24 protein-coding genes and 1 riboswitch are annotated in these 26,888 nt (G+C 49.3%); of the genes, 15 read left to right on the top strand and 9 right to left on the bottom strand.

Annotated features, from left to right (window positions below):
- Positions 1–407: 407 nt before the first annotated feature.
- Genes ACXIT9_RS04880 through ACXIT9_RS04855 form a run of 6 tightly spaced genes read left to right on the top strand, consistent with a single transcriptional unit; the run spans position 408 to position 7,626 of the window.
- Positions 408–1,277, top strand: coding sequence for a heme/hemin ABC transporter substrate-binding protein (locus tag ACXIT9_RS04880; RefSeq protein WP_458055109.1), 870 nt, complete (start codon positions 408–410; stop codon positions 1,275–1,277).
- A 1-nt stretch (position 1,278) separates the two neighbouring features.
- Positions 1,279–2,346: a FecCD family ABC transporter permease gene (locus ACXIT9_RS04875; RefSeq protein ID WP_458055108.1), complete on the top strand. Its 1,068-nt coding sequence runs from the start codon at positions 1,279–1,281 to the stop codon at positions 2,344–2,346.
- Positions 2,340–3,137: a heme ABC transporter ATP-binding protein gene (locus tag ACXIT9_RS04870; RefSeq protein WP_458055107.1), complete on the top strand. Its 798-nt coding sequence runs from the start codon at positions 2,340–2,342 to the stop codon at positions 3,135–3,137. Before ACXIT9_RS04875 ends, ACXIT9_RS04870 begins: the two co-directional genes overlap by 7 nt.
- Before the next feature lie 6 nt (positions 3,138–3,143).
- Positions 3,144–4,205, top strand: coding sequence for a hemin-degrading factor (locus ACXIT9_RS04865; RefSeq protein ID WP_458055106.1), 1,062 nt, complete (start codon positions 3,144–3,146; stop codon positions 4,203–4,205).
- 47 nt (positions 4,206–4,252) lie between these two features.
- The gene (locus tag ACXIT9_RS04860) at positions 4,253–6,550 is read left to right on the top strand and encodes a TonB-dependent receptor (protein ID WP_458055105.1); all 2,298 of its coding nucleotides are present in this window, start codon (positions 4,253–4,255) and stop codon (positions 6,548–6,550) included.
- A gap of 11 nt (positions 6,551–6,561) precedes the next feature.
- Positions 6,562–7,626: an HmuY family protein gene (locus tag ACXIT9_RS04855; RefSeq protein WP_458055104.1), complete on the top strand. Its 1,065-nt coding sequence runs from the start codon at positions 6,562–6,564 to the stop codon at positions 7,624–7,626.
- A gap of 154 nt (positions 7,627–7,780) precedes the next feature.
- Here the strand turns inward: ACXIT9_RS04855 and galK are convergent, their stop codons facing one another.
- Entirely contained in the window at positions 7,781–8,947 is a 1,167-nt protein-coding gene (gene galK, locus ACXIT9_RS04850) for a galactokinase (protein WP_458055103.1), read from the bottom strand.
- A gap of 47 nt (positions 8,948–8,994) precedes the next feature.
- Positions 8,995–9,468, bottom strand: a complete 474-nt coding sequence (locus tag ACXIT9_RS04845) for a C40 family peptidase (protein WP_458055102.1) — start codon at positions 9,466–9,468, stop codon at positions 8,995–8,997.
- Between the two features lie 157 nt (positions 9,469–9,625).
- Between ACXIT9_RS04845 and ACXIT9_RS04840 the strand changes: the two genes are divergently transcribed.
- Entirely contained in the window at positions 9,626–10,627 is a 1,002-nt protein-coding gene (locus tag ACXIT9_RS04840) for a tetratricopeptide repeat protein (RefSeq protein WP_458055101.1), read from the top strand.
- A complete protein-coding gene (locus ACXIT9_RS04835; RefSeq protein ID WP_009053331.1) occupies positions 10,608–10,850 on the top strand; it encodes a hypothetical protein in 243 nt (80 codons plus the stop codon). The genes ACXIT9_RS04840 and ACXIT9_RS04835 overlap by 20 nt, the downstream gene beginning before the upstream one ends.
- On the opposite strand, the gene coaE is transcribed toward ACXIT9_RS04835, so the two are convergent.
- The 7 genes from coaE to ACXIT9_RS04800 all read right to left on the bottom strand — a co-directional run bounded on the left by coaE (position 10,840) and on the right by ACXIT9_RS04800 (position 16,001).
- A complete protein-coding gene (gene coaE / locus ACXIT9_RS04830; protein WP_458055100.1) occupies positions 10,840–11,505 on the bottom strand; it encodes a dephospho-CoA kinase in 666 nt (221 codons plus the stop codon). The genes ACXIT9_RS04835 and coaE overlap by 11 nt on opposite strands.
- The gene (locus tag ACXIT9_RS04825; RefSeq protein WP_458055099.1) at positions 11,456–12,427 is read right to left on the bottom strand and encodes a YbbR-like domain-containing protein; all 972 of its coding nucleotides are present in this window, start codon (positions 12,425–12,427) and stop codon (positions 11,456–11,458) included. The genes coaE and ACXIT9_RS04825 overlap by 50 nt, the downstream gene beginning before the upstream one ends.
- Before the next feature lie 8 nt (positions 12,428–12,435).
- Positions 12,436–12,744, bottom strand: coding sequence for a preprotein translocase subunit YajC (gene yajC, locus ACXIT9_RS04820; protein ID WP_458055098.1), 309 nt, complete (start codon positions 12,742–12,744; stop codon positions 12,436–12,438).
- Between the two features lie 9 nt (positions 12,745–12,753).
- Positions 12,754–13,308 (bottom strand): DUF1573 domain-containing protein, encoded by a 555-nt coding sequence (locus ACXIT9_RS04815; protein WP_458055097.1) that lies wholly within the window; start codon positions 13,306–13,308, stop codon positions 12,754–12,756.
- A 5-nt stretch (positions 13,309–13,313) separates the two neighbouring features.
- A complete protein-coding gene (locus tag ACXIT9_RS04810; RefSeq protein WP_009053336.1) occupies positions 13,314–13,616 on the bottom strand; it encodes a YtxH domain-containing protein in 303 nt (100 codons plus the stop codon).
- 2 nt (positions 13,617–13,618) lie between these two features.
- Positions 13,619–14,803, bottom strand: coding sequence for a transcription antitermination factor NusB (gene nusB / locus ACXIT9_RS04805; protein WP_458055096.1), 1,185 nt, complete (start codon positions 14,801–14,803; stop codon positions 13,619–13,621).
- A 97-nt stretch (positions 14,804–14,900) separates the two neighbouring features.
- Positions 14,901–16,001, bottom strand: coding sequence for a Glu/Leu/Phe/Val dehydrogenase dimerization domain-containing protein (locus ACXIT9_RS04800; RefSeq protein WP_458055095.1), 1,101 nt, complete (start codon positions 15,999–16,001; stop codon positions 14,901–14,903).
- A 146-nt stretch (positions 16,002–16,147) separates the two neighbouring features.
- Here ACXIT9_RS04800 and ACXIT9_RS04795 point away from each other — a divergent pair, with 146 nt between their 5' ends.
- The 7 genes from ACXIT9_RS04795 (at position 16,148) to ACXIT9_RS04765 (ending at position 26,479) form a co-directional block, all read left to right on the top strand.
- Complete coding sequence (locus ACXIT9_RS04795) at positions 16,148–17,944, top strand: ABC transporter ATP-binding protein (protein ID WP_458055094.1); 1,797 nt, start codon at positions 16,148–16,150, stop codon at positions 17,942–17,944.
- A 38-nt stretch (positions 17,945–17,982) separates the two neighbouring features.
- The gene (locus ACXIT9_RS04790; protein ID WP_458055093.1) at positions 17,983–18,417 is read left to right on the top strand and encodes a DUF1569 domain-containing protein; all 435 of its coding nucleotides are present in this window, start codon (positions 17,983–17,985) and stop codon (positions 18,415–18,417) included.
- A 165-nt stretch (positions 18,418–18,582) separates the two neighbouring features.
- Entirely contained in the window at positions 18,583–21,972 is a 3,390-nt protein-coding gene (gene ileS, locus ACXIT9_RS04785) for an isoleucine--tRNA ligase (protein WP_458055092.1), read from the top strand.
- Positions 21,973–22,026: 54 nt separating this feature from the next.
- The gene (locus ACXIT9_RS04780; protein ID WP_458055091.1) at positions 22,027–22,686 is read left to right on the top strand and encodes a lipoprotein signal peptidase; all 660 of its coding nucleotides are present in this window, start codon (positions 22,027–22,029) and stop codon (positions 22,684–22,686) included.
- Positions 22,686–23,324 (top strand): nicotinamide riboside transporter PnuC, encoded by a 639-nt coding sequence (gene pnuC / locus ACXIT9_RS04775; protein ID WP_458055090.1) that lies wholly within the window; start codon positions 22,686–22,688, stop codon positions 23,322–23,324. The genes ACXIT9_RS04780 and pnuC overlap by 1 nt, the downstream gene beginning before the upstream one ends.
- A complete protein-coding gene (locus ACXIT9_RS04770; RefSeq protein WP_458055089.1) occupies positions 23,317–23,838 on the top strand; it encodes an AAA family ATPase in 522 nt (173 codons plus the stop codon). The genes pnuC and ACXIT9_RS04770 overlap by 8 nt, the downstream gene beginning before the upstream one ends.
- A 20-nt stretch (positions 23,839–23,858) precedes the next feature.
- Positions 23,859–23,954, top strand: a riboswitch (TPP riboswitch).
- Between the two features lie 122 nt (positions 23,955–24,076).
- Positions 24,077–26,479, top strand: a complete 2,403-nt coding sequence (locus tag ACXIT9_RS04765; RefSeq protein WP_458055088.1) for a TonB-dependent receptor — start codon at positions 24,077–24,079, stop codon at positions 26,477–26,479.
- Positions 26,480–26,888: the final 409 nt, after the last annotated feature.

Raw genomic sequence — 26,888 nt, 5'->3', positions numbered from 1 at the left:
TGTTTCTAAACAGGGGGGTTAACTTGGTCAATAGCTATACAAAAGAGGACTTCTGGAAAAATTTTATACTTCTTCTCCATTTTTTAGCCGCCACACACTATGGGTACAGCGTCTCTATCCTTTGTGCCTAGTAGGTCCAATCCCTGTACGACAGTATGCTTGATTTTCTGAAGGTGTCATTGATCGTGCTTGCTTAGGTCCCAACTGTCAAAAGTCGATTCCGGCTACGTAAAGAGGGAGTTTAGGTTTATATTTTTCTCCATTTTTTTTACCAGATAAACCCCAATAAATCTGCCATTTACCTCTTAAATGGCTTCTTAAATCCAATAGATTTTTTCAATTAATACTTATTTGGATTTAATCTAAACACACTGCATCTTTGCATTATTAAAATTAAATCTAAATAAATGAGAGGGCTTTGGATTGTATGCTTTTTGTTCCTTTTGGCCTGCGGCCAAAACCAACCCGCAGAGCAACTGGGGGAGGGAAAGGCGATCGGAAAACTGATTACTGCGGGTGGAACGGTTACTGAGATCGTGCATGCTTTAGGGTATGGGGAGCACATTATCGCAACGGATATCACCTCTACCTATCCGAAAGAGATGCAGGAGCTCCCTAGTATCGGTTATCGTAATCAAATTAAAGCGGAGGGGATATTAGCGCTCGGGGCGGATATGCTCCTGGCGGAGGAAGGGTATCTCACCGATGATGTCGTTTCGCAGTTGGAAGCCACGGGAATTAAGTTGGCATTTTTTGCGAAGCCGAAACATGTGGAGGAGACTTATGCGGCCATCGCTCAGATAGGGGATTTTCTAGGAGCGGCTGATAAGGCGAAAGCATTGCAGGCGACTTTGAAGGAGGGGGAGAAGACTTTAGCAGCTTTTCTCAAGCAGCAGGAGGAGCGAGAGGCTCCGCGGGTGCTGTTTATCATGGCGCGCGGGCCGGAGACGGTTTTTATAGCGGGAAAAGACACCTTTGCGGAAAATATGATACGCATGGCAGGAGCAGAGCCGGCCGCTTTAGGTTTTCAGGACTTTGTTCCGCTAACGCCCGAAGCGCTCTTGGAAATAGACCCTGATTACATCCTGTTGTTTGACTCAGGCATTCAGGCTATGGGCGGTCGGGAAGGTCTACGTAATATCCGTGGCATGGAGCATCTTCGGGCCTACACCTCGGGAAATATACTGGCCTTTGATGGACACTACTTATCAGGATTCGGTCCGCGCGTAGCGCAGGCGGCTTTAGAACTGGCGGAAGCCACTTACCCTGCAAATTGATATGAAAACACTACGCGCTACCGATACGAAATCTTATCAAGCCGCTCGCTTTTTCGCTGTGCTAGGCTTGGCGCTACTGTTCATGCTTCTTTTTAGCATGGCGCGTGGAGCCTACGGGATAGATGCAGAGCGTATGTGGGCGGTGTTTTTACAGGGTATAGGTATCGAACATCATGCATTTAAGGCGCAGGATCTACACGTTTTAGTACATCTTCGCCTTCCGAGGGTGCTCTTGGCTTCCCTAGTGGGGGGAGGCTTAGGGATAGCGGGGGCTTCCCTTCAGGGGCTTTTTCGGAACCCGCTCGTAGAGCCCGGCTTGATCGGTGTAAGCGCAGGTTCGGCATTATTTGCTGTCATTTTGATCGTATTTGGTCCGCTAATTCCTTTGGTGGCAGCAGTACCGATCCGTTTTCTACTTCCACTGGCGGCCTTTTTAGGGGGGCTCCTGGTCACTTTCCTCGTCTATCGGCTGGGAAGCCTGGGCGGCAAAACCGATATCTCCCTGCTGATCCTAGCGGGGGTGGCGCTAAATGCGCTGGCAGGTGCTCTAATCGGGCTCGTGATCTATTATGCGGACGATGCGGCGCTGCGCAATTTTACCTTCTGGAGTCTAGGAGATGTAGGGGGCGCCAACTGGGACAAGTTTCAGCTCGCTTTCCTCTTTATGGTTCCGGCTATGGCCTTGATCCTCAGTCAGTATAAGGCTTTAAATGCCTTGGCGATCGGGGAGCAGGAGGCCTTCCATATGGGGATAGATGTACAGCGTGTGAAAGGAATTTTGCTGCTCTGCAGCGCCCTGATCGTAGGAACTGCCGTGGCATTTACGGGCACCATCGGCTTCGTGGGGCTTATCGTTCCCCACCTCATCCGCATGTGGCAAGGGGCCGATCATCGTCTGGTCTTAGGGGGTTCCTTCTTACTCGGAGCCTTATTGCTCACACTGTCGGATCTGCTCGCGCGTACGCTGGTGGCGCCTGCTGAACTTCCGATCGGCATCATCACAGCCCTCCTCGGGGCGCCTTTTTTTATTTATTTGATTATGCAAGTAAAACGTACCACATCATGTTAGAAGCGAAGGGGATAAGTGCTCATATAGGTGGGCGGACTATCGTCCATCAGGTAGATGTTCGGTTCAGTCCAGGGAAATTTTCGGTGATTTTAGGTCCGAATGGTGCGGGAAAGTCCACCCTTTTCGGCCTATTGTCTGGGGATCAGGCTTGCGCCAAAGGGGAGGTCTTGTATAATGCTCAGCCGCTCCGTGGGTTGAAGGCAAAAGCCCTCGCACGCGTACGCGCGGTCATGCCGCAGCATAGCACACTGACCTTTCCCTTTCGGGTACAGGAAGTGGTCGAACTGGGCTTGCTGGCAAGTGAAAGCCGTCGTGGCCAAGAACGAGTAGAAGAAGCGATGGAGGCGTGTCAGGTCCTCCATTTCCGCGATAAATTTTACAATCAACTATCGGGTGGTGAGCGGCAGCGGGTGCAGCTGGCACGTGTGCTGACGCAGCTCTTGGAGCCGCAGCCCTTTCCGCGCTACCTGCTGCTGGATGAGCCTATTTCTTCGATGGACATCGCCCAGCAGCATCATATCTTGCATCTACTTAAACGCATGCGGCAGGGTAATATCGCTGTAATAGCGATTTTACACGACTTGAGCTTGGCAGCCAACTACGCCGATGAGGTCGTACTCCTAAAAAAAGGGGAGCTGCTCGGTCAAGGGAGCACTGCGGAGATGATGACCAGCGCGCGTCTGGCCGAGCTCTTCGATCATCCTATCGAAGTAAGCCGCCAGGACATGGGCATGCTGTCTGTGCATAGCATCCCCCACACAGTTAAAAATTGGAATAAAAATTTAGCATAAGATACTATGGAAACGACGATTAAAACGCCTAACACGCCTAACACGGAGGCATTAAAGCAGGCTTGGGCCGAATTGAAAGCAGCTTCACCCCAACTGCGTATTCGAGATGCCGCGGCACAGCTGGGCGTATCCGAACTGGAGCTGCTGACGACGCAATTAGGAGAAGGTGTGACCCGCTTAACTGCTGCTTTCGATGAGCAGTTGAAACAATTTCCAACTTTCGGAAGGGTGATGGCGCTCACGCGTAATGAGGGTTGTGTGCTTGAGCACAAAGGTCCTTTTCAAAAAATCACCTTGCATGGTGCTATGCCCCAGGTTGTGGCTACGGTCATCGGCCCTATCGAGCAGCGTGTCTTTTTGTCGGGCTGGAAATATGGTTTTGCCGTAGTGCAGGATAGCCCGCGGGGGGTAATGCGTAGCTTGCAGTACTTCGATGGAGAAGGACAGGCCGTCTTGAAGGTTTTTATGCAGTCGAAGTCTAACTTAGATGCTTTTGATGATTTCGTGGCGACCTATGCAGCGGAGGACCAGGGTGAGGACTTTGCGCTAGCCCCTTATCCCACCCCTGTTTACGCGGAGGAGATCGACGTTCCAGCTTTCCGCACGGCATGGGAAAACATGAAGGATACCCATGACTTTTTCGGCATGCTGAAGACCTTTAATGTACATCGTCTGGAGGCTTTAAAACTGATCGGCAAGCCATGGGCTTATCCCGTGGACCGACTAGAAGCGGTGCGCACGATTTTACAAGAGGCTGCGGCGCAGCAACTGCCCATCATGATTTTTGCAGGCAACAGGGGCAATATCCAGATTCATCAGGGTAAGGTAAAAAATATCAAGCAGTTTGGCACTTGGCTGAACGTTATGGATCCTGATTTCAACATGCACCTGAACGAGGAGCAAGTAGCTTCCGCCTGGGTGGTGCATAAGCAAACGACAGATGGATTGGTCTCCTCTGTGGAGCTTTTTGATGCTACCGGAGAGATGATCGCACAGTTTTTCGGCTTACGCAAGCCGGGTCTGGCTCAAAACGAGACGTGGAAAAAAATAATTGATAGCTTGGTTTAATGTTGTGGAAAAGAGCGGGTGGCTTTCACCCGCTTTTCTTGAGGCTTATGTGTAGATTTAATCTAAATAAAATCAATTTATGGGTTTTCATTTTCCATTTGGTTTTTCTATCGACTCTATTGCCGGCTGCTGCTGAGGGGCTGACAAGGGTGCAGGTAAAGGATCAGAAGGGAGCGGGAATACCCTTTGCTACGATACGGCTAGAATCTGGCGGTGGCGTGGTGACGGATGAAAATGGTGAAGCGGAGATTTTATTAGAACAGGTAGCTGCTCGTGTAGAGGTGTCTGCGGCAGGTTTCGAACCGCTTAAAGTGCGCATAGACTCTAGCCGAGCGTCTGTGGAAATTCTCCTCAAGGAGCGTATCTCGGATTTAGAGGAAGTGGTCGTCACGGGAAATTTCGAAGCGCAATCTGCGCGGCAGTCGGTTTATCAGGTGCGCAGCATCGACAAGGCGGTCATCCAAAAGCGTGCGGCTGGAAACATGCAGGAAGTGCTAAATACAGAATTAGGTATTCGTTTTTCTCAGGATAATGCGCTAGGGGCGAGTAACTTGGAATTAAATGGCCTTTCCGGCCAAAACGTTAAAATCCTCATTGATGGGGTGCCGATGGTAGGTCGGCAGGGGGTGTCGAATGAGATTAACATCAATCAAATCGACATCAATCAAATCGAACGGATCGAGATCGTAGAGGGTCCTATGTCCGTCATTTACGGTGCAGACGCCTTAGCGGGTGTGATTAACATCATTACCAAGGCAGGTTCGGGTAGCTTGCAGCAAAACCAGTGGACGCTTTCTGCACGTCTTCAGGAGGAGACTGTCGGCACCGAGTATCAGCCTTTCTTCGGCCGTGGGAATCACCTCCGCAGCATCAGTGGTGCGGGTCGTTTCGGCTCGATCGGCTTTAATGCTGGCATCTCATCTAATAGTTTTGGCGGCTGGCGGGGGGACTTCGAGGGCAGGCAGTTTGACTGGTTACCGCGCGAGCAGTTTTTCGCGAATGCGGGCCTGAACTACACAAAGGGGATCCTTACCCTAGATTACCATGTGGATTATATGCTGGAAGATATTTTCTCACCAGGGCCCGAAAGTCGTTTGGAGTGGATCGATCAAAACTTCATTACCAACAGACAGATGCATCGCTTAAACGGTGCTTTAAACTTGCCTGGTCGTTTTAAACTTTCTTGGCAAGGTGCCTATACCCATTTTACACGGGATACGGAGGTAACTGTCACCAATGTCCGCACGGGGGAGCGCTTTCTTTCTCAGGCACCTGGTGCTCAAGCTCGCCTCTTGTATAATGGCTTGACCTGGAGGATGCTAGGGAGCTGGCAGGTACATGATAAGTTGAACATCCAGCCCGGTATCGACATAAATGTGGAAGATGGTGTCGGGGATCGGATTTCAGAAAATGAGGGCATCGGTGACTATGCAGCCTTTTTGTCGGCTGAGTGGAGTCCGACGCCTCGCATAAAAATTCGTCCTGGAATTCGCAGTGCTTATAATACTGCTTTTTCTCCCCCGCCTTTCATACCTTCCCTTAACACCAAATTTATTTTGAGGGAGGGATTGGATTTCCGTTTGGCTTACGCCAAAGGGTTCCGTGCTCCTTCCATCCGAGAGATGTATTTCGATTTCTTTGACGCCAGTCATAGTATTCGCGGTAATCCTGACCTGCAGGCAGAAATTTCGGACGCCTTTAATGGATCCTTGCAGTACCAGAATTATCAGTTCTTCGGGTGGAAAAGCACGTCTAATCTGAGCTTCTTTTATAACGATGTGCGGAATCAGATCGCTTTTGGTGTAGATCCTCGGGATGTGCGTATCACGACTCTATTTAATGTGGAGCGTTTCCGCACGACGGGCTGGCTCTTTACGCAGAGTTTTAGCAAGGGGGCGGTGAGCGGAAATGTAGGATATTCCCGGATTGGTCGATTTAACCGTATCGGCCAAGGGGTGGAGGGCTTGATGCTTCCAAGTTTTGTCTGGGCGAATGAGGTGACGGCAAATCTGATGGTGCAGCTGCCGATCTGGGATCTGGGGCTAAATGTGTTTTACAAGTATAACGGAGCCCTTCCGGGATTCGAGCAGACGGTGGATAGCACAGCGGAGAATCCGGAATTTCGAGAGATTTTACTGGAAGGCTTCCACTGGATGGACCTTACCTTAACCAAGCCGATAGGCACACACTTGATGCTCACGGGCGGTGTCCGAAATATGATGGACATCGGTCGAATCAATAGCACAGCCCAAAACGGTGGTGCACATGGAGGGGGGCCAGAGCGTCCGATGGGCTATGGCCGCTCCTATTTCTTAGGCATAACTTATCAATTCAATAAAAAATAAGCAATTATCGTATGAAGTATTTACCGTACGTACTTTCTGCCATGGTGGCAGGAGTACTCAGTGTGTCTTGTAGCGAGGAAAACAATCCAGTGGTGGCGGTGGAGCCTACCGCGGAAGAAGGTTTTATCGAAATTAATGGTGGAGGCGCTAGCTTCCCGAACATGGTTTTCGTGAATTTAAGTGAAGAGGAGCAGGTAGCTGTGCCGCGTGAAAGTTGGGACTTAAGCTTCACGAATGGGAGCGGTTTCGAGGTGCTGATAAATGGTACTACTGGAGCTATGGCGTATCCTACGGGCAAGCAAACCTTCGAAGAAGTGGAAGCTGAAACGATGGAAATGCTGCGCACAGAAGGCAAGTTGGTGTTAGACTTTAACAATATGGTAAGTCGACGTTATGTGGATGATCCCAATAATCCATGGAGGAATGGAACGGCGATACAGCCAGTTTCGGCGAATAGTTTGGAAAACCAGGTATACATCTACAGCCGTGGAGAAAGTGGTGCTGCCGAGCGTCCCTGGGTGTTACTGCGTGTAGATCGTGAGTCGAATGCATATAGGCTAACATATAAAGAAATGGGGGGAGCCGAGCGCAGCGCGGTTATCGCGAAGGGATCAGACACGCACATGAACTACTTCTCATTTACCACTGATGCAGTGGTGGAAGTGGAGCCAGCACGTAAAAAGTGGGATTTTGTTTGGACTGCGGGCACAAATGAGATCAGGTTTCCTGCGGGAGAAAATGGCATCATCGCCTATTTCTTTCAGGACCTGGTGCTCCATAACATCCAGAGTGAGGTAGGGATAGCGATGGTCATGGAGGAGGCTATTCCCTACGAAGATTTTGCAGCCTCTGACCTGACGGGCTTAAGCTTAACAACTGATAACCGCTTAGCTATGGGAGCTAACTGGCGTGGTGGTGGAGGTCCTAATCAGGCTCCTACTATGCTTGATGATCGGTATTTCATCGTAAAAGATGCGCAGGGAAATCATTATAAGTTGCGCTGGGTATCCCTCACTCGAGATGGGGAGCGCGGCCGTCCTTCCTTTGAGTATGCTCTCGTACAGGCAGCCGAGTAGATAGATTAGGCTACCTGATGGAAATTTTATAAGGTTTTGCCTGACGGCAAAGAGCTGGTAATTTCACAAACCCAGAAGCAAGTAGTAGCTTAGCTTCTGGGTTTTTTGTTGGCTAGTATAGCCTTCTTGTATTTGACTGAATGAATCCCTTCGCTCACTGGAAATTAAATGGATCCGTGCTGGCTCCATCTACCAAGCTCACCTCGTAGGTTTCAAGGGGGCGTGAAAACTGCTGCTTATAAGCTTCTTTGCATGCTTGAATAACTGTATCTTTTTCGGATTTATGAATTAAGTTCAGTGTATTTCCACCGAAGCCACCCCCCATCATCCGGGCTCCTAGAACGGGAGCATAATCTTCGGTTAGGGCAACCAAAAAATCTAATTCAGAGCAGCTTACTCCATATTTCTTCGATAGTCCTGCATGAGAAGCGTACATAAGGTTCCCGAAACTTATAGCATCACCTGTCTGTAAGCAGGCATAACTTTTTAAGACCCTATCGTTTTCTTCTAACACAAACATGCAGCGATCAAAGATGAGAGGATCACAGTGATTTTTAAAGGGTAAAAACTCCCTGATGCTTACAGCACTCAAGGCGTCGATACCGGGTATACTCTTTTGAATCATTTTTAACCCGATGCTACACTCCTGCTGTCTCATATTATAGGCAGATTCAGCTAGATTATGCTTTACTCCTGTATCGAAGAGAACGAACTGATAATTCTCTAGCTGACAAGGAACCCATTGATGCTGAATGGTTCGGCAGTCGAGTAAAAGTGCCTGTTGGCTTTTACCAAACATGGATGCATATTGATCCATTATTCCACATTGAACACCCGCAAAAACATGTTCTGTTTTTTGCGCTGCGAAGATGATGTCTTTCGGGTCTGGTTTTTTGTCGATGAGCGCCATAAACGCTAAGCCCAGAGCATTACAAAGGGCGGCTGAGGAAGAGAGTCCCCCTCCTATAGGGAGCGTGCTGCTGATGAGTAAATCGATCGTTGGAAAATCAGGTTCCTGTTGTTTCATCCAGTCTAACATGCCGACGATATATCTAGCCCAACTTGGGAGCTTTTCCATTGCTGTCAGCGACTGCAGATCTAGCTCTAGGTAGGCTTTTAGGTCTGCGGCATACAGTCTGTTTTGATAACATGTATTTTTTTGAATCCCCACGTACATGTAGGCATTTATAGCTGCCGGTAAGACGAGGCCCTGATGATAATCCGTATGATCGCCGATCAAGTTTATTCTCCCGGGGGCACGTACGAGGATGGGCTGCGTACCAAACTTATGAAGAAAAGCAGCTCTTAATTTTTGTCTCATCTCTATAATGTGCAGCTAGCTACCCAAGCAAACTGAATTTTATACCATTAAAACACCCGCCTCCCGTGTCGATACGTCTTCCGCCAGTAGCTTTTGTCTAGAGAGTCTTCGATGACCCCCTGACTCGTGGAGGCATGAATGAAAACGATATCCTTCCCCTCTCGACGTGTTACGATGCCGGCATGGTTAATCTCCCGGCGGTTTTTGCCCGTAGAAAAAAACAAAACATCTCCCTCTTGAAGCTTCCGCTTACCCACCTTCTTTCCAATCAAGCTTTGCTCAGCAGAGGTACGCGGCAGCAGGAGCTGTACACTCGAAAAACTGTTAAAGACTAATGCTGAGCAGTCCATGCCCTCACGGCCCGTGCCTCCATACCGGTAGGGCGTGCCGCGGTAACTTTGCGCCGTGCGCAAAACCTGGTCCACCTGGGCTTCCCGCACCCGCTTGACACTGGCACAGGAGCTGCCCAGAATTAGCCAACAAACACCTAAAAAAAGAGGGGTAAGAAAACTTCTTCTCATGCTTTTTCGCGCTTTATTACTCGAATTTACAGGAATTTTCTTGTTTTTACTAGGTGAACGGAAAGTCCTGGGGGAAACCGCTGATGGAAAAATGATCCGTAGGCTGGGAAATCCTTACAAATAGCTGTATTTTCCTTTCCTAAAACCCAGTAAGCACATGAAAACCAGCTCTATGCCCCTCTTTTTGGCCTTCGCCATGCTCTTTGTTGTCGGCTGCACCTCTCCCTCTGAAAAGCAGGATAACTCCCCTTTCATACTGCCTGCTGATGGCAACTACATGCAGGGCATCGGCTTTTTAGGAGATACGCTTTTTACTGACTTCTCTTCAGAGCGGCAGGCTGCCGAAACCGAGCGGCTCCAGGAAGCGCTGAGGGCCTTCGAACGCACACAAGAAGTCGAAGAGGGGATCTGGGTAGGGCGCCGGCTGGCCTACTTGGGCTTGCACCGAGAAGCGATAGATGCCTATTCTGCTCTTTTAGATAAGGCACCCCGAAATCCAGAAGTTTTGCGGCACCGTGGGCATCGCTACATCAGCCTGAGAGAGCTAGAGGCTGCCATTAGGGACTTTTCGCTGGCGGCTCAGTACATGGAAGGAATGCCCCTAAAAGTGGAGGAAGATGGTCTGCCCAATGCGCAAAATATACCGCTTTCGACATTGCAATTTAACGTGTGGTACCACCTCGGTCTAGCGCATTATTTGGCAGGCGACTTCGAAAGCGCGCGGCAGGCGTACCAACGCTGCCTGGAAGTCTGCGAAAATGATGACTCTGTCGTGGCCACCCTTGACTGGTATTACATGACCCTGCATCGCCTTGGCTTGGCAGAAGAAGCAGAAGCCTTACTCGCTTCATTCGATCTAGAAAATGCCGAAATCATCGAGAATGACGCCTATTTCCAGCGACTGAAGTTGTACAGTGGCCACTTGCAGCCAGAAGAGCTGCTTGATCTGGAGCAAAATCCTGATACCCAAGAGGCTCGATTGGGTTTTGTAACCCAAGGGTATGGGCTAGGACGGTTTTATATGCGCAGGGGGCAACCTGAAGCGGCTAGAAACGTTTTTAAACGGGTGCTGTCCACTGGATATTGGGCGGCTTTTGGGTATATTGCGTCCGAAAAAGCATTAGCGGACCTAGAAGAACATGAGCAGAGCGGAATTTAATGCCTTAAGCATCCATCAAAAAATTAAACTTCTCTACGCAGAAGGCACCTTTATTGTGGGCATCCGCTACTACACGCATAAGGTGAATCTCTACCTGCTGGACCAGCAGTACATCGAGGTTTTCTATAACCATAAGGCCGATAAAATCGACAAGATCGATTTCTTAAATGAAAATCACTCTCGTATGAATTTTTATCTTGACCAAATTCAACTCAAAGATTAGAATTTTCAGCGGCTTTTTTACGAAGCTGTGCGTCCACCGCTAAAACTTGCGGGAGTAAGGCTTTCTGATCCGTGTTTTTAATCGTAAAATCGGCGAAACGCGCTTTCTCTTCATCAGGAAGCTGACGGTCGATGATGGCGTTTATCTGTTTCATATCCCGCTGTGGGTCACGGGCCAGAATACGATTTATGCGCACGACTAAAGGCGACTTCACGAGGATCAGGCTGTCTAATTCTTTATAGGATCCAGATTCTACTAGCAATGCTGCCTCCTTAAGAACATAAGGATGCCCTGCATGGCTTGCACTCCAGGTGGCGAAATCCTTGGCTACAGCCGGGTGAACCAGGGCGTTTAGGCGCTTGATTTCTGCTTCATCATGAAAAACCTTGCGGGCTAAGTACGTTCGATTTACCTCTCCTGATGCCGTATAGGCCTCCCGGCCAAAGGCCTCTTGGATGCGTTCCCGGAGCTCTGCATCGGTCTGCATCAGCTCCTTGGCTCGTGCGTCCGCAGCGTAAAAAGGTACCCCTAAGAGCGTAAAAACTTTAGCCACGATGGACTTACCCGCACCGATACCTCCCGTGATCCCTACTAACAGCGCGCGCCTACTCATTTTTGTAGCGGATGCGGAGCTGCGCAGGCTCCAGTTGGACATCTTCTAAAAAGTTTATCCTTGGATTCAGCTCCACTAGTACCGTGCTGTCCGAACGGTCACGTGTATTATAGTTGACGACCGCCTCTAAGGGAGTATTATTTAAATCCTCTAAGCGTCTCTCATCTACTTTATAGCTTAGCATCACATAGCGGGGCTCCTGCACTAAAAAGGCATCGTTCGGGAAGTTTGCTAACTCTAGATTCAGGCGCTTGGTACCCTCCAGCATTTCGTACACCTGAAAACGAATCTGCACCGATTCATCTAAGAGGGTAAGAAATTCACGATAAGGCTCAGGAATAAGTAAAGGCATGATACGATTATAATCCTGAGCGATCTTATCTTCACTAATACGGATTAGGAGCTTCCCGTTCAGTTGCTCTAAAATAGAGGTAGGGCCGCGCACCTCGATCGTCTCCGGGCTTATACTAATTTGTCCATCCAGACGAAAGTTTTTCGCAAGCAGATTCTCTCCTTGGTCAAGCTCAATCTTTACACGGGCCTTCGTGATGCGGTCGATCTGAAAGTGAATCGAATCTTGTACTGTAGATACCAGACTCGTCGGTGAGATGCTTTCGGATAGCGTCCTACGAATTTCATTCGTCAAGATAAAATTCCGAGATGAAGGGTCTGAGAGCTCGATAATAAAAGGCGTTTGATTGACTTGAAAATACTTGCGAAATAAATCCCAGCCGTTTCCATTTACCTCTATCTTTATCGAGGAGGGAAGCTTTTTTACTGGCATGAACTCTTCTTGATTGTATAAAAACAAAATAGGATAGTCCACCACCGTAGTGTAATTGTCTTTATTTAAAGCATTTAAAACCCAAAAAGTGGCAGCTGCTAGTAAACATAGCGCTGCCACTTTTGTGTTGGCCACATTTTTAGGTGTGACCTGTCGGAGAACCTTTTTTATCTTGCTCAAAACCCGAATTATTTACCCGTAGTTCTTTTGGTATAATCTAAAGAAACAGCAGTCTTTTCGATCGTTACCTTAAGCCCACGATCTAATTCTATCGTCAGCGTATCTTGATCTACACTGTACACTTTGCCATGCAAGCCACCGATCGTGACGACAGCATCGCCTTTCTTAACTTCCTCTAGAAATTTTTTCGTTTCTTTTTGTTTTTGTTGTTGCGGACGGATCATGAAGAAATACATGATCAGAATAATCGCCCCAAATAGAAATACCTGGCCCATGATAGCACTGGTATCTGCCTGTAAAAGAAGAAAATTTAACATCTTTACCGATTAACGTTTGATAGGCCCGAACTGATTCGTAGCAGCGCCTCCCCTTGGAGTGACATTGCCTTTAAGTCGGAGCCGAGTGATAGATGGATTTGTGTTCGCTTGGATACTTACGGTGGGCGCTTGAGCACCAGGCTTCGCTGTAGAGTTAAATTTTACCGTCACGAAACCTTCGTCCCCTGGCTTGATCGGTGCACGGGTATACTCAGGTGTCGTACATCCGCAGGAGGCCGTAATATTGTTAATGACCAAAGGAGACTCTCCCGTGTTCACGAATTTAAAGGTGTGCTCGACTACTTGGCCTTCGTTGATCGTTCCGAAATCATGCTCAATTTCAGAAAACTGGAAGGCCCCCAAACTAGAGGGATCCACCTGCTGCACCTGCTGCACATTCGAAGGAACGGCAGCTTGCGGTTGATTGGCCTCTAAGCGTGCCAACTTCTGCTCTAACTCGGCTATTTTATTGGCTTGATCGTTATCACTGCCTTTACTGTCGCAGGCGACAAAGGCGATTCCGGCCAGCGCTAGAGCGAGCCCGGTTTTCACGATGTACTTCATGCTGTTTAATTTTTATCTGTGTTAATTTGATCGATGAGCTTGTTGACGTCGTTTAGTAGATTTTCCGCTTTTGATTTTGCTTCCGTTATCACGCGGTCACCTTCCGATTTCGCCTCATTCGCTGGAAGATTCTTGCCTTCCTTTAAATCTTCGATCAGCTCCTCTAATTCTTCTTTGTATTTGGAAAGCTGATAGGAAAGCTTTCCACGCGTATTCTTTCCGCTATCAGGCGCAAAAAGAATTCCTAAGGCAGCGCCTACACCGGCACCTGCTATAAATGCTAACCAAGATGTGCTGTTTTTGCTCATAATTATCTATTGTCTAGTAAACCTCTACCGCTTTTACGTATTTCTCCGGCTTCAGTTAATTCTTTTGAAAGAACATCGAGCAGACCGTTTACGAATTGCTTACTCTTCGGCGTGCTGTAATGCTTCGAAATATCAATGTACTCATTAATACTCACCTTCGTCGGGATACTTGGAAACTGTTTCATTTCCGTTAAGGCCATCGACAGAATAATTTTATCCGTAAGCGCGACGCGTTCGATGTCCCAGTTTTCTGTCTTTTTGGCGATCAAATCCCTGTGATGCTCTTCATTTGCGATGGTGAAGTTAACGATATTTTGGAAAAATTCCTTGTCCTCTTCCCAGTTCATCGCGATTTCAGGAAGTAAGTCGCCCTGCGCCAACTCACCCTCAGAAGCATTTTTAATCACTTTTGATGCCAAACTTCGAATGACCGCCTTATTTTCCGACCAGTGCAAGTCCTTACTACTTAAAAACTCGACGATGGGTTCTGCCTTAAAAATAATTTTCTTTATAAGATGCTCTAAAATAGCAGCATCCTTCTCTTCAGTGGTCTCTTCCAAGCTGACATAGGTTTGGTATGCCTCATCCGGTTTGACATAGGTCCTGAACCAGTCCTTAATGTCAAGAGAAATTTCTTCTAAATCCACATCCAGACGCGTAAGCGCCGCGCGATAGTGGACATCTCGTTGAATGCGGCTTAATATTCGGTTACGGCTCAAGTTCAATGCACCGGGATGTACTTCTCGGATGCCTGTTTGGCGCTTTTGCTTCCGCTGCTCTTCTCCTGCTACATGTTTGCCGAAGGCAACTACTAACTCAATGGCGAATAGGTACAGCTGTGGGATCTTTTCAGCCGCAATCACCATGTTATTCGATAAAAAATCTAGATCTTTCTTATTCAGCTCATGAAAGGCATGAATCGCCTTTATCGCTTCTGACTTAATCTTCGTCGAAAGCTCGGATTGGCTAATCAAATGCTTACTGGATAAATGCTTCGTAAAAACCGCTATACACGTTTGTGCATCTTCTTTGAGCTGCTTTTTATCCTGAAACTCCATGCTGTTCAGATCGGGCAAAAAGGCCGTACGTATCTGATCTTTTGCAATTTCTAGATTAGCTCCCTTACACTGCTCATAAGCGTAAAGGTTTTGGAACGCTTTTATGCGTAGAATTCTCCTGTTTAACATGCCTGATTTTAAAGAACGTTGGGTGGGGCTACCGCCCCAAAAGGAAACGAGTAGGAGCCTAGGCCCCATACTCGTCTGATTGTTTATAAGAGTTGACTTAAAAGGCTAATTTCACCCGGCCGATCGCCTCGATCCGTGCCATGGCCATCGCGATAGCCGCTTCCTGAGAAGGAATCCCCTCATTCGCCGACTTATCTAAGATCGCGCTGCAAATATCGTAAATTTTTTCCGCATGCGCATAGGTATTTTCACGATTATATCCACCGAAGTACTCTGCACCTACATTGATAAGGCCGCCCGCATTAATCAGGAAGTCAGGCGCATAGATGATGCCTTTGTCTAATAAAAGCTGTCCATGACGCTGCTCATCCTTCAACTGATTATTCGCACCCCCTGCGATGACAGCACACTTCAGGCGGTCGATGGTGTCGTCGTTTACCGTAGCGCCTAAAGCACAAGGGGCATAAATATCCATATCCATGTCATAGACGGCATCGGCAGGAATCACCGTGGCTCCACTTGTTTTGGCTACTTCACGGAGCTTGTCTTCGAAGATATCCGTGATGAAAATTTGAGCGCGCTCCTTCACCAGGTGCTCTACCAGGTATTTACCTACTTGCCCGATGCCCTGTACGACGATGCGCTTATCGGTCAGACTGTCACTGCCAAATGCCTTTTTGGCGGCAGCCTTCATCCCCAAGTAAGTACCATAGGCCGTCACTGGAGAGGGATCTCCACCCCCACCACGCGTCTCAGGAAGACCGGTCACATGACGTGTCTCCATGGCAATGTATTCCATGTCACTCGTCTTCATGTTTACATCTTCAGCCGTAATGTAACGCCCACTAAGGCTTTCTACAAAGCGACCAAATCGACGTAAAAACGCCTCATTCTTCTGGGCTGGATTCCCGATGATGACAGCCTTGCCACCCCCTAAATTTAAGCCGGAAATGGCCGCCTTAAAGGTCATGCCACGAGATAAACGGAGCACGTCCGTAATCGCCTCTTCTTCAGAAGCGTACGGCCACATACGCGTTCCCCCTAAAGCAGGGCCTAAAGTAGTATTATGGATGCCGATGATGGCCTTTAATCCAGTAGGCGCATCATAGCACATCACTAACTGCTCGTGTCCGAGCGCTTCTATTTGACCATAAACAGAAGTCTGCTGTACGTTTTCCACGGTATTAATCTCTAGCATGTGAACTTGGTACTTATTAAAGTGTTATATTTGGGATTATCTGCACTGAAAAACCCGCTACAAAATTATGTATTTATCACCGGCTTTTCTACTGCAATTAAAAGAGTTATCTGAAACTAATCAAGTGATTTAAAAGTTTTTCTTTCGTGAAACCCCTCTTAAGATTAAATAAATACCTCTACAAGTATAAGCACTACCTGCTGCTCGGCATACTATTTACCGTTATTTCAAATATATTTGTTATAATCCCTGCTCAGCTGGTTCGTGTGGCCATAGATTATGTGGTCGATAGCTTTACGTTCTATAAGCTTTTTTCAGATCTTGCTTATGCTGAGGAAGTTCGAGCCGTCTACCTCCAGCATATCCTCTTTTTCGGGGGACTTATCCTCTTAATGGCGCTACTTCGTGGCTTGTTCCTGTTTTTAATTCGCCAAACCATCATCATCATGTCTCGCCTCATCGAGTTTGACATGAAAAACGAAATCTATGCCCACTATCAGGCGCTCCCGCTGAGCTTCTACCGCCGAAGCTCCACAGGTGACCTCATGGCACGCATCACAGAAGACGTGAGCCGCGTCCGCATGTACCTCGGCCCCGCCATCATGTACGGGATTAACTTACTCGTGCTCTTCCCACTGGTGATCGGCTACATGCTGTCCGTAAATGTGCCCCTCACACTTTACTCCCTGCTACCCCTGCCGATCCTATCGATCAGTATCTATTTCGTTAACAACATGATTAACGAGCGTTCTGAGAAGATTCAGCGTAGCCTGTCTGGCCTAAGTACTTTCGTGCAGGAAGCCTTCTCCGGTATTCGTGTGCTGAAAGCTTTCGTCCGAGAGGAAGATAGCGGTGCTGCTTTCCGTAAAGCTTCGGAAGATTATAAAGATAAATCCATCCGACTTACCCTCGTACAGGCACTGTTTTACCCACTCATTTTAGCTTTAATCGGCATTAGCACCATCATCACCGTTTACGTGGGCGGCATTCAGGTCATCGAAGGAACCATCGGCTATGGGGTAATCGCTGAATTTATTTTGTATGTCAACATGCTGACCTGGCCCGTCACCTCTCTCGGATGGGTGACGAGCATCATTCAGCGTGCGGCGGCTTCCCAAGAACGTATCAATGAATTTCTCGATGAGAAAAATGACATCATCAGCGAGGAGGCACTCGATGTAGACATCAAAGGGGAGGTGCGCTTCACGGATGTGGACTTCGTCTATCCCGACTCTGGAGTGCAAGCGTTAAAAGAGGTTTCCTTCCATTTAGCCCCCGGCCAGTCCCTAGCCATCATCGGAACCACAGGGTCCGGTAAATCTACTATCGCGAATTTGCTCATGCGCCTATATGATGTCAGCGGTGGTGAAATTCAAATTGATGGCCGACCCATTCGCGCCTATGCCCCCGATAGCCTGCGCCGCCAGATTGGTTTTGTGCCGCAGGATGTTTTCCTGTTTAGCGATAGCATCGCAAATAACATCGCCTTCGGGGCAGATACCCTTTCGCAGGAGGCGATCGAACAGGCTGCCCGGGATGCAGATGTCTACGAAAACATCATTCAGTTTCCGAAAGGCTTCGAAACGCGCCTTGGGGAACGTGGGATTACCCTTTCCGGCGGCCAAAAACAACGGGTGTCCATCGCCCGCGCCATCGCTAAGGAGCCAGCCATTCTCCTACTCGACGACTGTCTCTCGGCTGTAGATACCAAAACAGAAAATGCGATTTTAGAGGCGCTGAAGCGCATCATGAAAGCGCGAACTTCTATCATCATCTCCCATAGGGTTTCCTCCGCGAAACTAGCCGATCGTGTTATCGTGCTCGATGAGGGGCGTATCGTAGAGCAGGGCGGCCATGAGCAGCTGATGGAGGCGAAAGGGGTCTACGCCACCCTCTACGAAAAACAGACACAAGGAAACGAAGCCCTAAGCGAAGAAAGTTGATTCTAAAGCCACCTTTTGCCCACTAGACCATGTAGACCATGTCCCGAATCGAGTCCCTCTTCCCTCGTATCCAATCGCTTCAGGCACAGGATCAGCCCCTCTGGGGTAAAATGAACGTAGTAGAAATGTGCGCTCACTGCGCCTTAGTAGCCGACAAAGTCCTGACCTGGGATAAACCACTCCGGTCAGCCACCTGGAAACAGCGCGCGGCAAAACTCTATTTTTTATATCTCCAGCCCCGATTCCCGAAGCATGTAAAGGTGGCCCAGCCGCTGCTGACGCAGGGCAAAGTAGATGACCTGGAGCTCAGCGATGCGCAAGCTCACTTTGAGGGGCGCTTACGTGCCTTTCTGGCAGCGCCTGACTCCAGCATCCGTACCCCACACCCCTTTTTCGGGCCACTAAATAAGCGGGAATGGTCCATCGTCCTGTTTAAGCATAGCGATCACCATCTAAGACAGTTTGGCCGCTAGGCCATACATGCGAATCTACCGCCGAGAGCCGTTTTAGTGCCAGAAAAATGCCCGAAAAGCGCTATTTTCTTGTAACTTTGCGCATCAAAATAAATGAGGTTCCATTCCGTCTCTTTTGCCCGTAGGGCTAGGTGTCAGCGGAAAGACCTCCTTAACGAGCTATACGTGAAAAAGTATCAGGAATTTAAGCAGGTGGATTATCCCCAGATCGCCGAGGATATCCTTCGATTTTGGAAAGAAAACGGTACCTTCCAAGCCTCTGTAGATCAGCGTGAAGGAGCAGAAACGTTTACCTTTTTCGAAGGTCCACCCTCCGCAAATGGCACGCCGGGCATTCACCATGTCATGGCCCGCACCCTGAAAGATATTTTTTGTCGCTATAAAACCCTTAAAGGTTTCCAAGTAAAACGAAAGGGGGGATGGGATACCCATGGCTTGCCTGTGGAACTCCAGGTCGAAAAGGAACTCGGCATCACCAAAGAAGACATCGGTAAAAGAATTTCTGTAGAGGACTATAATGCCCGCTGCCGAGAAACGGTCATGCGCTTTAAGGACGAGTGGGATGCCCTAACCGAACAAATCGGCTACTGGGTGGATCTGGATGATCCTTACATCACCTTTGAGCCCAAGTATATCGAGTCGCTCTGGCAGCTGCTTCGCAGGCTTTACGACAAAGGACTCCTCTATAAAGGGTATACGATTCAGCCCTACTCTCCCGCTGCCGGCACCGGTCTGAGCTCCCATGAGCTGAACCAGCCGGGCTGCTACCGCGAAGTGAAAGACACCTCCATTACCGCGCAGTTTAAATTGCGCGAAGCGGAAAATACCTATGTGTTGGCCTGGACCACGACCCCATGGACGCTTCCTTCTAATTCTGCCCTGGCAGTGGGCAGCCAGCTCGACTATGTGAAAGTGGAGACCTTTAACCCCTACACCTTCGAGCGGCAGTTTGTGATTTTAGCCGAAAAGCGCATCCACAGCTACCTACAGGCAAAAGGGGTTGAGGGTGACTTAGATGCCTATAAACCAGGAGATAAGGTGATTCCCTACCGGGTGGTGGAGCACTTTAAAGGAGCGGCCCTGCTGGGCCAAAGCTATGAGCAGCTGCTGCCTATTCCGGGCTTAGAGCTGCCAGCACCCGCCTTTACCATCGTAGCGGGCGACTATGTAACCACAGAAGATGGTACCGGAATCGTACATCTAGCGAAGGCCTTCGGCGCCGATGACTTTCGCACCCTCGTGCAGCAGGGCATCCCAGGGGTGTTCGTGCAAGATGAAACAGGAGCCGATGTACCCGTAGTGGACAAGCAAGGGAAATTTTTACCTATAGTGGGTGCCTACCTGGCGGATAAGCTACAGGAACATGGCATTACGGCACATAAAACGTTCGGAAAGGACGATTTTTATGTGAAAAATTATACCGGTGAGGACGAAACACATCCGGATTTTAAATCCACCGATGTCTTGATCTCCATCATCCTGAAAAATGAAAACAAAGCTTTTAAGGTAGAAAAATACGAGCACAGCTATCCGCACTGCTGGAGAACGGATAAGCCGATTTTATACTATCCGCTCGAAAGCTGGTTTATCAAAACGACGGCGTATAAGGAGCGCTTGGTGGAGTTGAATAAAACAATCAACTGGAAGCCGGAAGCTACTGGGACGGGACGGTTTGGCAACTGGCTCGAAAACTTAGTAGATTGGAACTTGAGCCGGAGCCGCTTCTGGGGGACACCTCTGCCGATCTGGCGCACGGAGGATGGCACAGAGGAGCGCTGCATCGGCTCTATCGCGGAACTGGAAGCAGGTATAGAAGAGGCCATCGCTAAGGGCTTTATGCAGGCTTCCCCATACGCCGATAAGCCAGTAGACCTACACCGTCCTTATGTAGACGAGGTGGTGCTGGTTTCTGCCTCCGGCAAAGCCATGTACCGCGAACCCGACTTGATCGATGTCTGGTTCGATTCCGGCGCTATGCCTTATGCGCAGTGGCACTACCCCTTTGAAAATGAAGCTCTTTTCGAGGCGAACTACCCCGCAGATTACATTGCCGAAGGCGTAGACCAAACCCGCGGCTGGTTTTTTACCCTCCATGCGATCGCCGTTATGCTCTTCGACCAAGTGGCCTTTAAAAATGTGATCGCGAATGGTCTGGTGCTAGATAAAAATGGGAATAAGATGTCCAAGCGTCTCGGAAATGCCGTGAACCCTTTCGAGACCTTAAAGGCCTTCGGACCAGATGCGCTCCGCTGGTACATGCTGAGTAATGCAAATCCCTGGGACAACCTTAAATTCAATACCGATGGTGTAGGAGAGGTGCAGCGCCGCTTCTTCGGGACGCTTCAAAATACATATAATTTCTTTGCTTTATACGCGAATCTGGATGAGTTCGTTTATAAGCAAGAGCAGGTGATCCCTGTGGCGCAGCGGCCAGAGCTGGACCGCTGGATCAGCTCGAAGCTGCAGTCGCTCATCCTAGAGGTGGAGCAGGCCATGGACCAATATGATGCTACCCGGGCTACCCGAGCCATCATGAACTTTACCGTGGACCAGCTGTCGAACTGGTACGTGCGGCTTGCGCGCAAAAGGTTCTGGCGTGGAGAACTTACCGTAGATAAGCAATCTGCGTATGAGACCTTGTATGAAAATTTATTTACGCTCAGCCAGCTGATGGCCTCCTTTGCGCCGTTTTATTCGGACTGGCTGTATCAGCAGCTCACCGCAGCCGTGCGCGTGGATGGCGCCACACTACCGACTTCTATCCACCTGACGGACTGGCTGCCAGCGGATAGCCTTCTTATCGATGGAGAACTGGAGCAGAGCATGCAGCTGGCGCAAGATATTTCTTCCCTAGTGCATGGGCTGCGCAAGCGGGACAAGTTAAAAGTGCGCCAACCGCTTCAGAAGATATTAATTCCAGTGCTGGACCCTGCCGTGAAAATACGCATCGAGCAGGTGGAAGACCTGATCAAGAGCGAGGTAAATATCAAGGAAGTGGCCTATATCGATGACACCTCAGGAATCCTCGTGAAGCAAGTGAAACCGAATTTTAAGTTGCTCGGGAAAAAATTCGGGCCGCTGCTGAAGCAGGTGGGTGCTGTTATTCAGGGCTGGGGTGCTGCCGAGATCGCAGAGATAGAGCGTGCCGGTCAGGTGCAGGTGCTTTTGGCCGAAGGCCAAACGGTAGAGATCACATTAGAAGAGGTACTAATTACTTCGCAGGATATTCCGGGCTGGTCGGTGGCCAGTGATCGTGGCGTGACCGTGGCACTAGATGTTACGCTTACTCCAGAATTAGAGCAAGAAGGGCTGGCACGTGAGCTGGTAAACCGGATCCAAAACATCCGAAAAGATATGGGGCTGGAGGTGCAGGATAAGATCAGCGTGCAGCTGGCAAGTACGCATCCGAGTTTAGCGGCCACTCTCGGTGGGTTCGCCTCCTATGTCCAAGCCGAAACACAGGCCCTCTACCTCGAGCAGGTGGAGGAGATGCAGGATGGGGTTCTACTGGATTTGGAAGAGTTACAAGTTTTTGTGAATTTGCACAAAATATAAATTGCATCAGTAGAACTTTCTTAGCGGAAGGCGCTGCTGCTTAAAAAAGGTGGAATGAAATATTGGAAATATTTTGGCCTCACGCTGCTTATCATCGCGCTGGATCAGGCGGTGAAGCTGTGGGTGCACTATCAAATGGATTTTGGCACGCCGGGTCAGATTAAGGTACTGGGAGACTGGTTTAAGCTCCACTATACCACGAATCCCGGCATGGCTTTCGGCATGCAGCTGGGAACAGAGTATGGCAAGCTGATCCTGACCAGCTTCCGCCTTGTTGCCATGCTCGGCATCGGCTATTATCTCTTTTATCTCATTCGCCAAAAGCAGCACTGGGGCTACCTAGTCAGCATCGCCCTGATCTTAGGAGGAGCCATCGGAAATCTCATCGACAGCGTTTTCTATGGGGTGTGGTTGGAAAACGCGCCCTATAATGCACCGACTCCCTGGTTTCATGGGCAGGTCATCGACATGTTTTACGTCGACATTTGGGAAGGCGTGGTGCCGGAGTGGATCCCCTTCTGGGGAGGTTCTTACACAGCGCTTTGGCCCATTTTTAACATCGCCGATGCCGCCATTTTCGTCGGCGTGGGGATTATTTTGATCTTTCAAAACACCTTTTTTAAGCCTGAAACGGCTCGGGATGAAGAGAAAGGAGAGGAGCCGCTGGACGACATCCAAAAGCAGTTTATCGAGGATCGCGATAAGGATTCCTGATGCTGAGCCCTGACTGGAAAGCCTGGTTCGGGGATATGCGCTGGGAAACCCTCAGCCCCTTAGAGGCGGTGGCGGTTTTTTTCGGTATCGTCAGCGTACTCTTTTCGATACGCAAGCATATCGCCGTCTTCCCCACAGGCATCATCAGTACCTGTATCTACCTGTTTATTTGCTGGGAGTACAAGCTATACGCCGACATGGGCATTAATGGCTATTACACGGTGATGTCGGTTTATGGCTGGTGGCTTTGGGCGCAGCCCAAAGGTCCTTTACCCGAGCGCCCCGTCAGCTGGATGCTTCCGCAGGAGCGCTGGATCAGCGCGGGTCTGTTCTTAGGGAGCTATGGTTTGTTGTATATCCTCTTATCGCAATTTACAGACTCGGATGTGCCTTATTGGGACAGCTTCACCACCTCCTCCGCCTTTGTAGCCATGTGGCTGATGGCAAAAAAGAAGGTAGAAAACTGGATTTTTTGGATCATTACAGACCTGGTATCCGTGCCGCTGTACCTGTATAAAGGTCTCCCACTGACGGCTTTTCAATTTGCATTTTTCACCGTGTTGGCTGTCATCGGACTGCGGTCCTGGTACCTGACTGTGCAGCGCGACAAGCAGGCAAAAGTCCTTCCCCATGCTTAGTATTGCGATCGTAGGTCCTGAGTCCTCGGGCAAGAGTACGCTCGCTAAAGAACTGCAGGCGCAGCTTGGAGGCATCTGGCTGCCAGAGTACGCTCGGGAATATTTGGGTGATCAGGGGCCACCTTACGCGCGGGAGACGCTTTGGGAAATCGCTAAAGGGCAACTGGCCGCTGAAGCTGCCGCACGTGCGCTACAGCCGCGCTATCTCTGGTGTGACACGAGCATGCTGACGATGAAAATTTGGGAGGAGCATGCCTTTGGGGCGGTAGCCCCCTTTATCGCACAGGCCTATGCCGAGCACCCATATGCGCTCTATGTACTTCCTGATTATGACCTGCCGTGGGAGCCGGATCCGCTGCGTGGGTTCCCAGATCCCGTAGATAGAGCTTTTTTTCATGCCTGGCATAAGCGGGAAATTTTGGAAAGCCCCATACCACTTTTAGAGACCAGTGGAAGCGTGGAGGAACAAGTGCGTCAAGTAATAAATAAAGTGCGCGATTTGGAAAACGAATAGGTAGCGCGTACATTTGCAGCACGATCATGAGGGGGTGCCTTAACATAACGGGCTGAGATCATACCCATCCACCTGATCCGGGTAATGCCGGCGTAGGGAACATGAAAACGTCTAAAAATTTTCCAGGAAATCGTGCGCACACGCGCCAAAGGGATTTTTATGCCGTTCGGGTAAAACCATTAAGGGGCTTTCTCACCTCAGGAGAGCCTGTGTTTCACCATTATTACCAGTTCTACACATGAAAAAGTATGTTTTATGCTGCCTGCTCGGCCTACTTCAGTGGACGAGTGCTTGGGCGCAGCACAGTCTGCAAGGCACTGTCTACGATGGCGCTGGCCAGCCGCTAGCGGGAGCCTCGCTGATGGTTTTGGGCGAAGCCCCAAAGGGCCAAATCAGTGATGCCGAAGGGCAGTTTCGTTTTCAGGCTTTAGCCGAAGGCAAAATCCATCTGCAGGTGTCTTTTATCGGTTTTAAGACCCAGCGAATCGAGGTACAGCTGCCGCGAAGTAGCCCGCTCACCATTACCTTAGAGGAACAAACCTTTACGACGGAGGCCTTCGTGGTGTATGGGACGCGCGCGAGTGAGCTGGTACCGACCACCTTCCAAAATATCGATAAGCAGGAGCTGGGCAAGCTGAACCTGGGGCAGGACCTGCCGATGCTGCTGAACTATACGCCTTCCGTGGTGACTTTTTCCGATGCGGGAGCGGGGATCGGGTACACAGGCCTGCGGATTCGAGGGAGTGACCAAACGCGCATTAATGTGACACTTAATGGTATTCCACTTAACGATGCCGAGTCACATGGCGTTTTTTGGGTGAATATGCCGGATTTTGCTTCGTCGGTGGAAAGCATTCAGATCCAGCGTGGGGTGGGAACCTCCACAAATGGCGCGGCGACTTTCGGTGCTAGCCTGAACATTCAGACCGATGTGCTGGAAGAGGAGGCCTACGCCGAGGTGGATAATGGAGTGGGCTCCTTCGGGACGCTGCGCCACACCGTGAAGGCGGGCACGGGGCTGCTGGCGGATCGCTGGGCCATGGATGTACGCCTGTCTCGACTGACTTCGGATGGCTACATCGATCGAGCAAGCTCGGATATGCGGGCCTTTTTTGTAAGTGGTGGCTATTACGGAGACAAGCACATGCTGAAGGTCAATATTTTTTCCGGTCAGCAAGAAACGTATCAGGCCTGGGAAGGAGTGCCGGAACATCTGCTGGCTACTCAGCGAACGTTTAATCCATATACCTATGATAATCAGGTAGATAATTATCAGCAGGATCATTATCAACTCATTTACACGGGGCAGCTGGCGCCTAACTGGAATGCCCATGCCGCCTTGCATTACACCTATGGTAGGGGGTACTTTGAGCAGTTCCGACCGAATGATCGGCTGCGTAATTATGGGTTGCCGGCGCTTCAAATTGGAGGCCAAAGCATCGAGCGTATGGACATCATCCGCCGTCGCTGGCTGGATAATGATTTCTATGGCGCGGTGTACTCTTTAAATTATGTTTCAGATGATGGGCGCTTGGATGCTATCGTGGGTGGTGGAGCGAATCGTTATGTAGGTGACCACTTTGGAGAGTTAATCTGGATGCAGTTTGCGGCGGATAATGCTATTCGCGACCGCTACTACGATAACGTAGCCACGAAGGACGATGTAAATGTATATGCGAAGTTCACCTATGAATGGCTGCCGCGCTTCCATGTTTTTGGAGACCTGCAGTGGCGAGGTATTGGGTATACTTTCGAGGGTATAAATAATGACTTGCGGGATGTGAGTGGCGAGGTACAGTTCAGCTTCTGGAACCCAAAGGCCGGTTTCTCCTATCTCTTATCGGATAGGGCGACCTTATATGCAAGTTATGCAGTAGCGAATCGGGAGCCTGTTCGTCGGGATTTTACAGATTCTCCCATCGTAGATAGAGCTCCGCGCCCAGAGCGCATGCAGAATGTGGAGGCAGGGATCCGCGCTAAGAGTGGGCGATGGAATTATGAGGCCACCTTTTACTTGATGGATTATCGAGATCAACTCGTGCTGACGGGTCAGGTGAACGATGTAGGCGCTTATGTTCGGGATAATGTGGATAATTCGTATCGTGCGGGTATCGAGCTGATGGGTGGTTATGCGCTGAGCTCGAAGTGGAGAGTAGGAGGTAACGCGGCCTTTAGCCGCAATAAGATTCGAGAGTTTACGGCATTTATAGATGATTTTTCCGGGGAGACTTTCCGTCAGGAGGAGCAGACCTTTACGCAGACGACGCTGGCTTTTTCCCCTGATGTAGTGGCGGCGGGGAATATAGATTTTGAACCCATAAAAGGCTTAGAGTTGAATCTATTCCAGAAGTATGTGGGCAGCCAGTTTTTAGATAACACCATGAATACTGACCGGATGCTGCAGGCGTTTTGGACGACAGACCTGCGCGCCAGCTACCGCTTTCAAACAGGGATTTTGCCTGAGGTAACGGCTACATTTATGGTTTATAATCTTTTTAACCGTCTCTATGAGCCAAATGGCTATACGTTTAGTTACTTTTTACCGGATGAGGGGCCTGCGGGTCGGGCTTTGGTGACAGAGAACTTTTTTTATCCGATGGCGGGAACGAATTTCCTGGCAAGCTTACAGGTACGCTTTTAAAGGGAAGCATTTCGTATGCTATCCATCCCCCGAGCAGTGTTTTCATCTGCTTGGGGGGTTTATATATACACGAAGTGCATGGCGATTTATTAAATGGTGAGAGCCTTTTTATGGATTGTTAATAGCCACTGGGGTATTTTCATAGTAGTTATTAGGACAGTATGGTTGGCGAAAGTTTACCTACTCCTCCTCTATACAAATATCAGTTTAGCGCTTACAGCATAGGATTTAGGTGTACACATAAGGCCCATCAAGCCGCAAAGAATCCCCTTTACGGCATCGCTAAGCACAGCAGTAATGCGTTCGATTTTGATTTGGAAAAATTTTTTGATGAGGGGATACCTACCAACTGTAGGATGCATGTGAATTGAAGTCCCCATTAAGCACTCTTGTTTTACATATACCGAAC

Source organism: Nitritalea sp. (assembly GCF_054166705.1).
The sequence above is the reverse complement of the archived record's forward strand: the minus strand, read 5'-3'. Positions and strand labels throughout refer to the sequence as shown.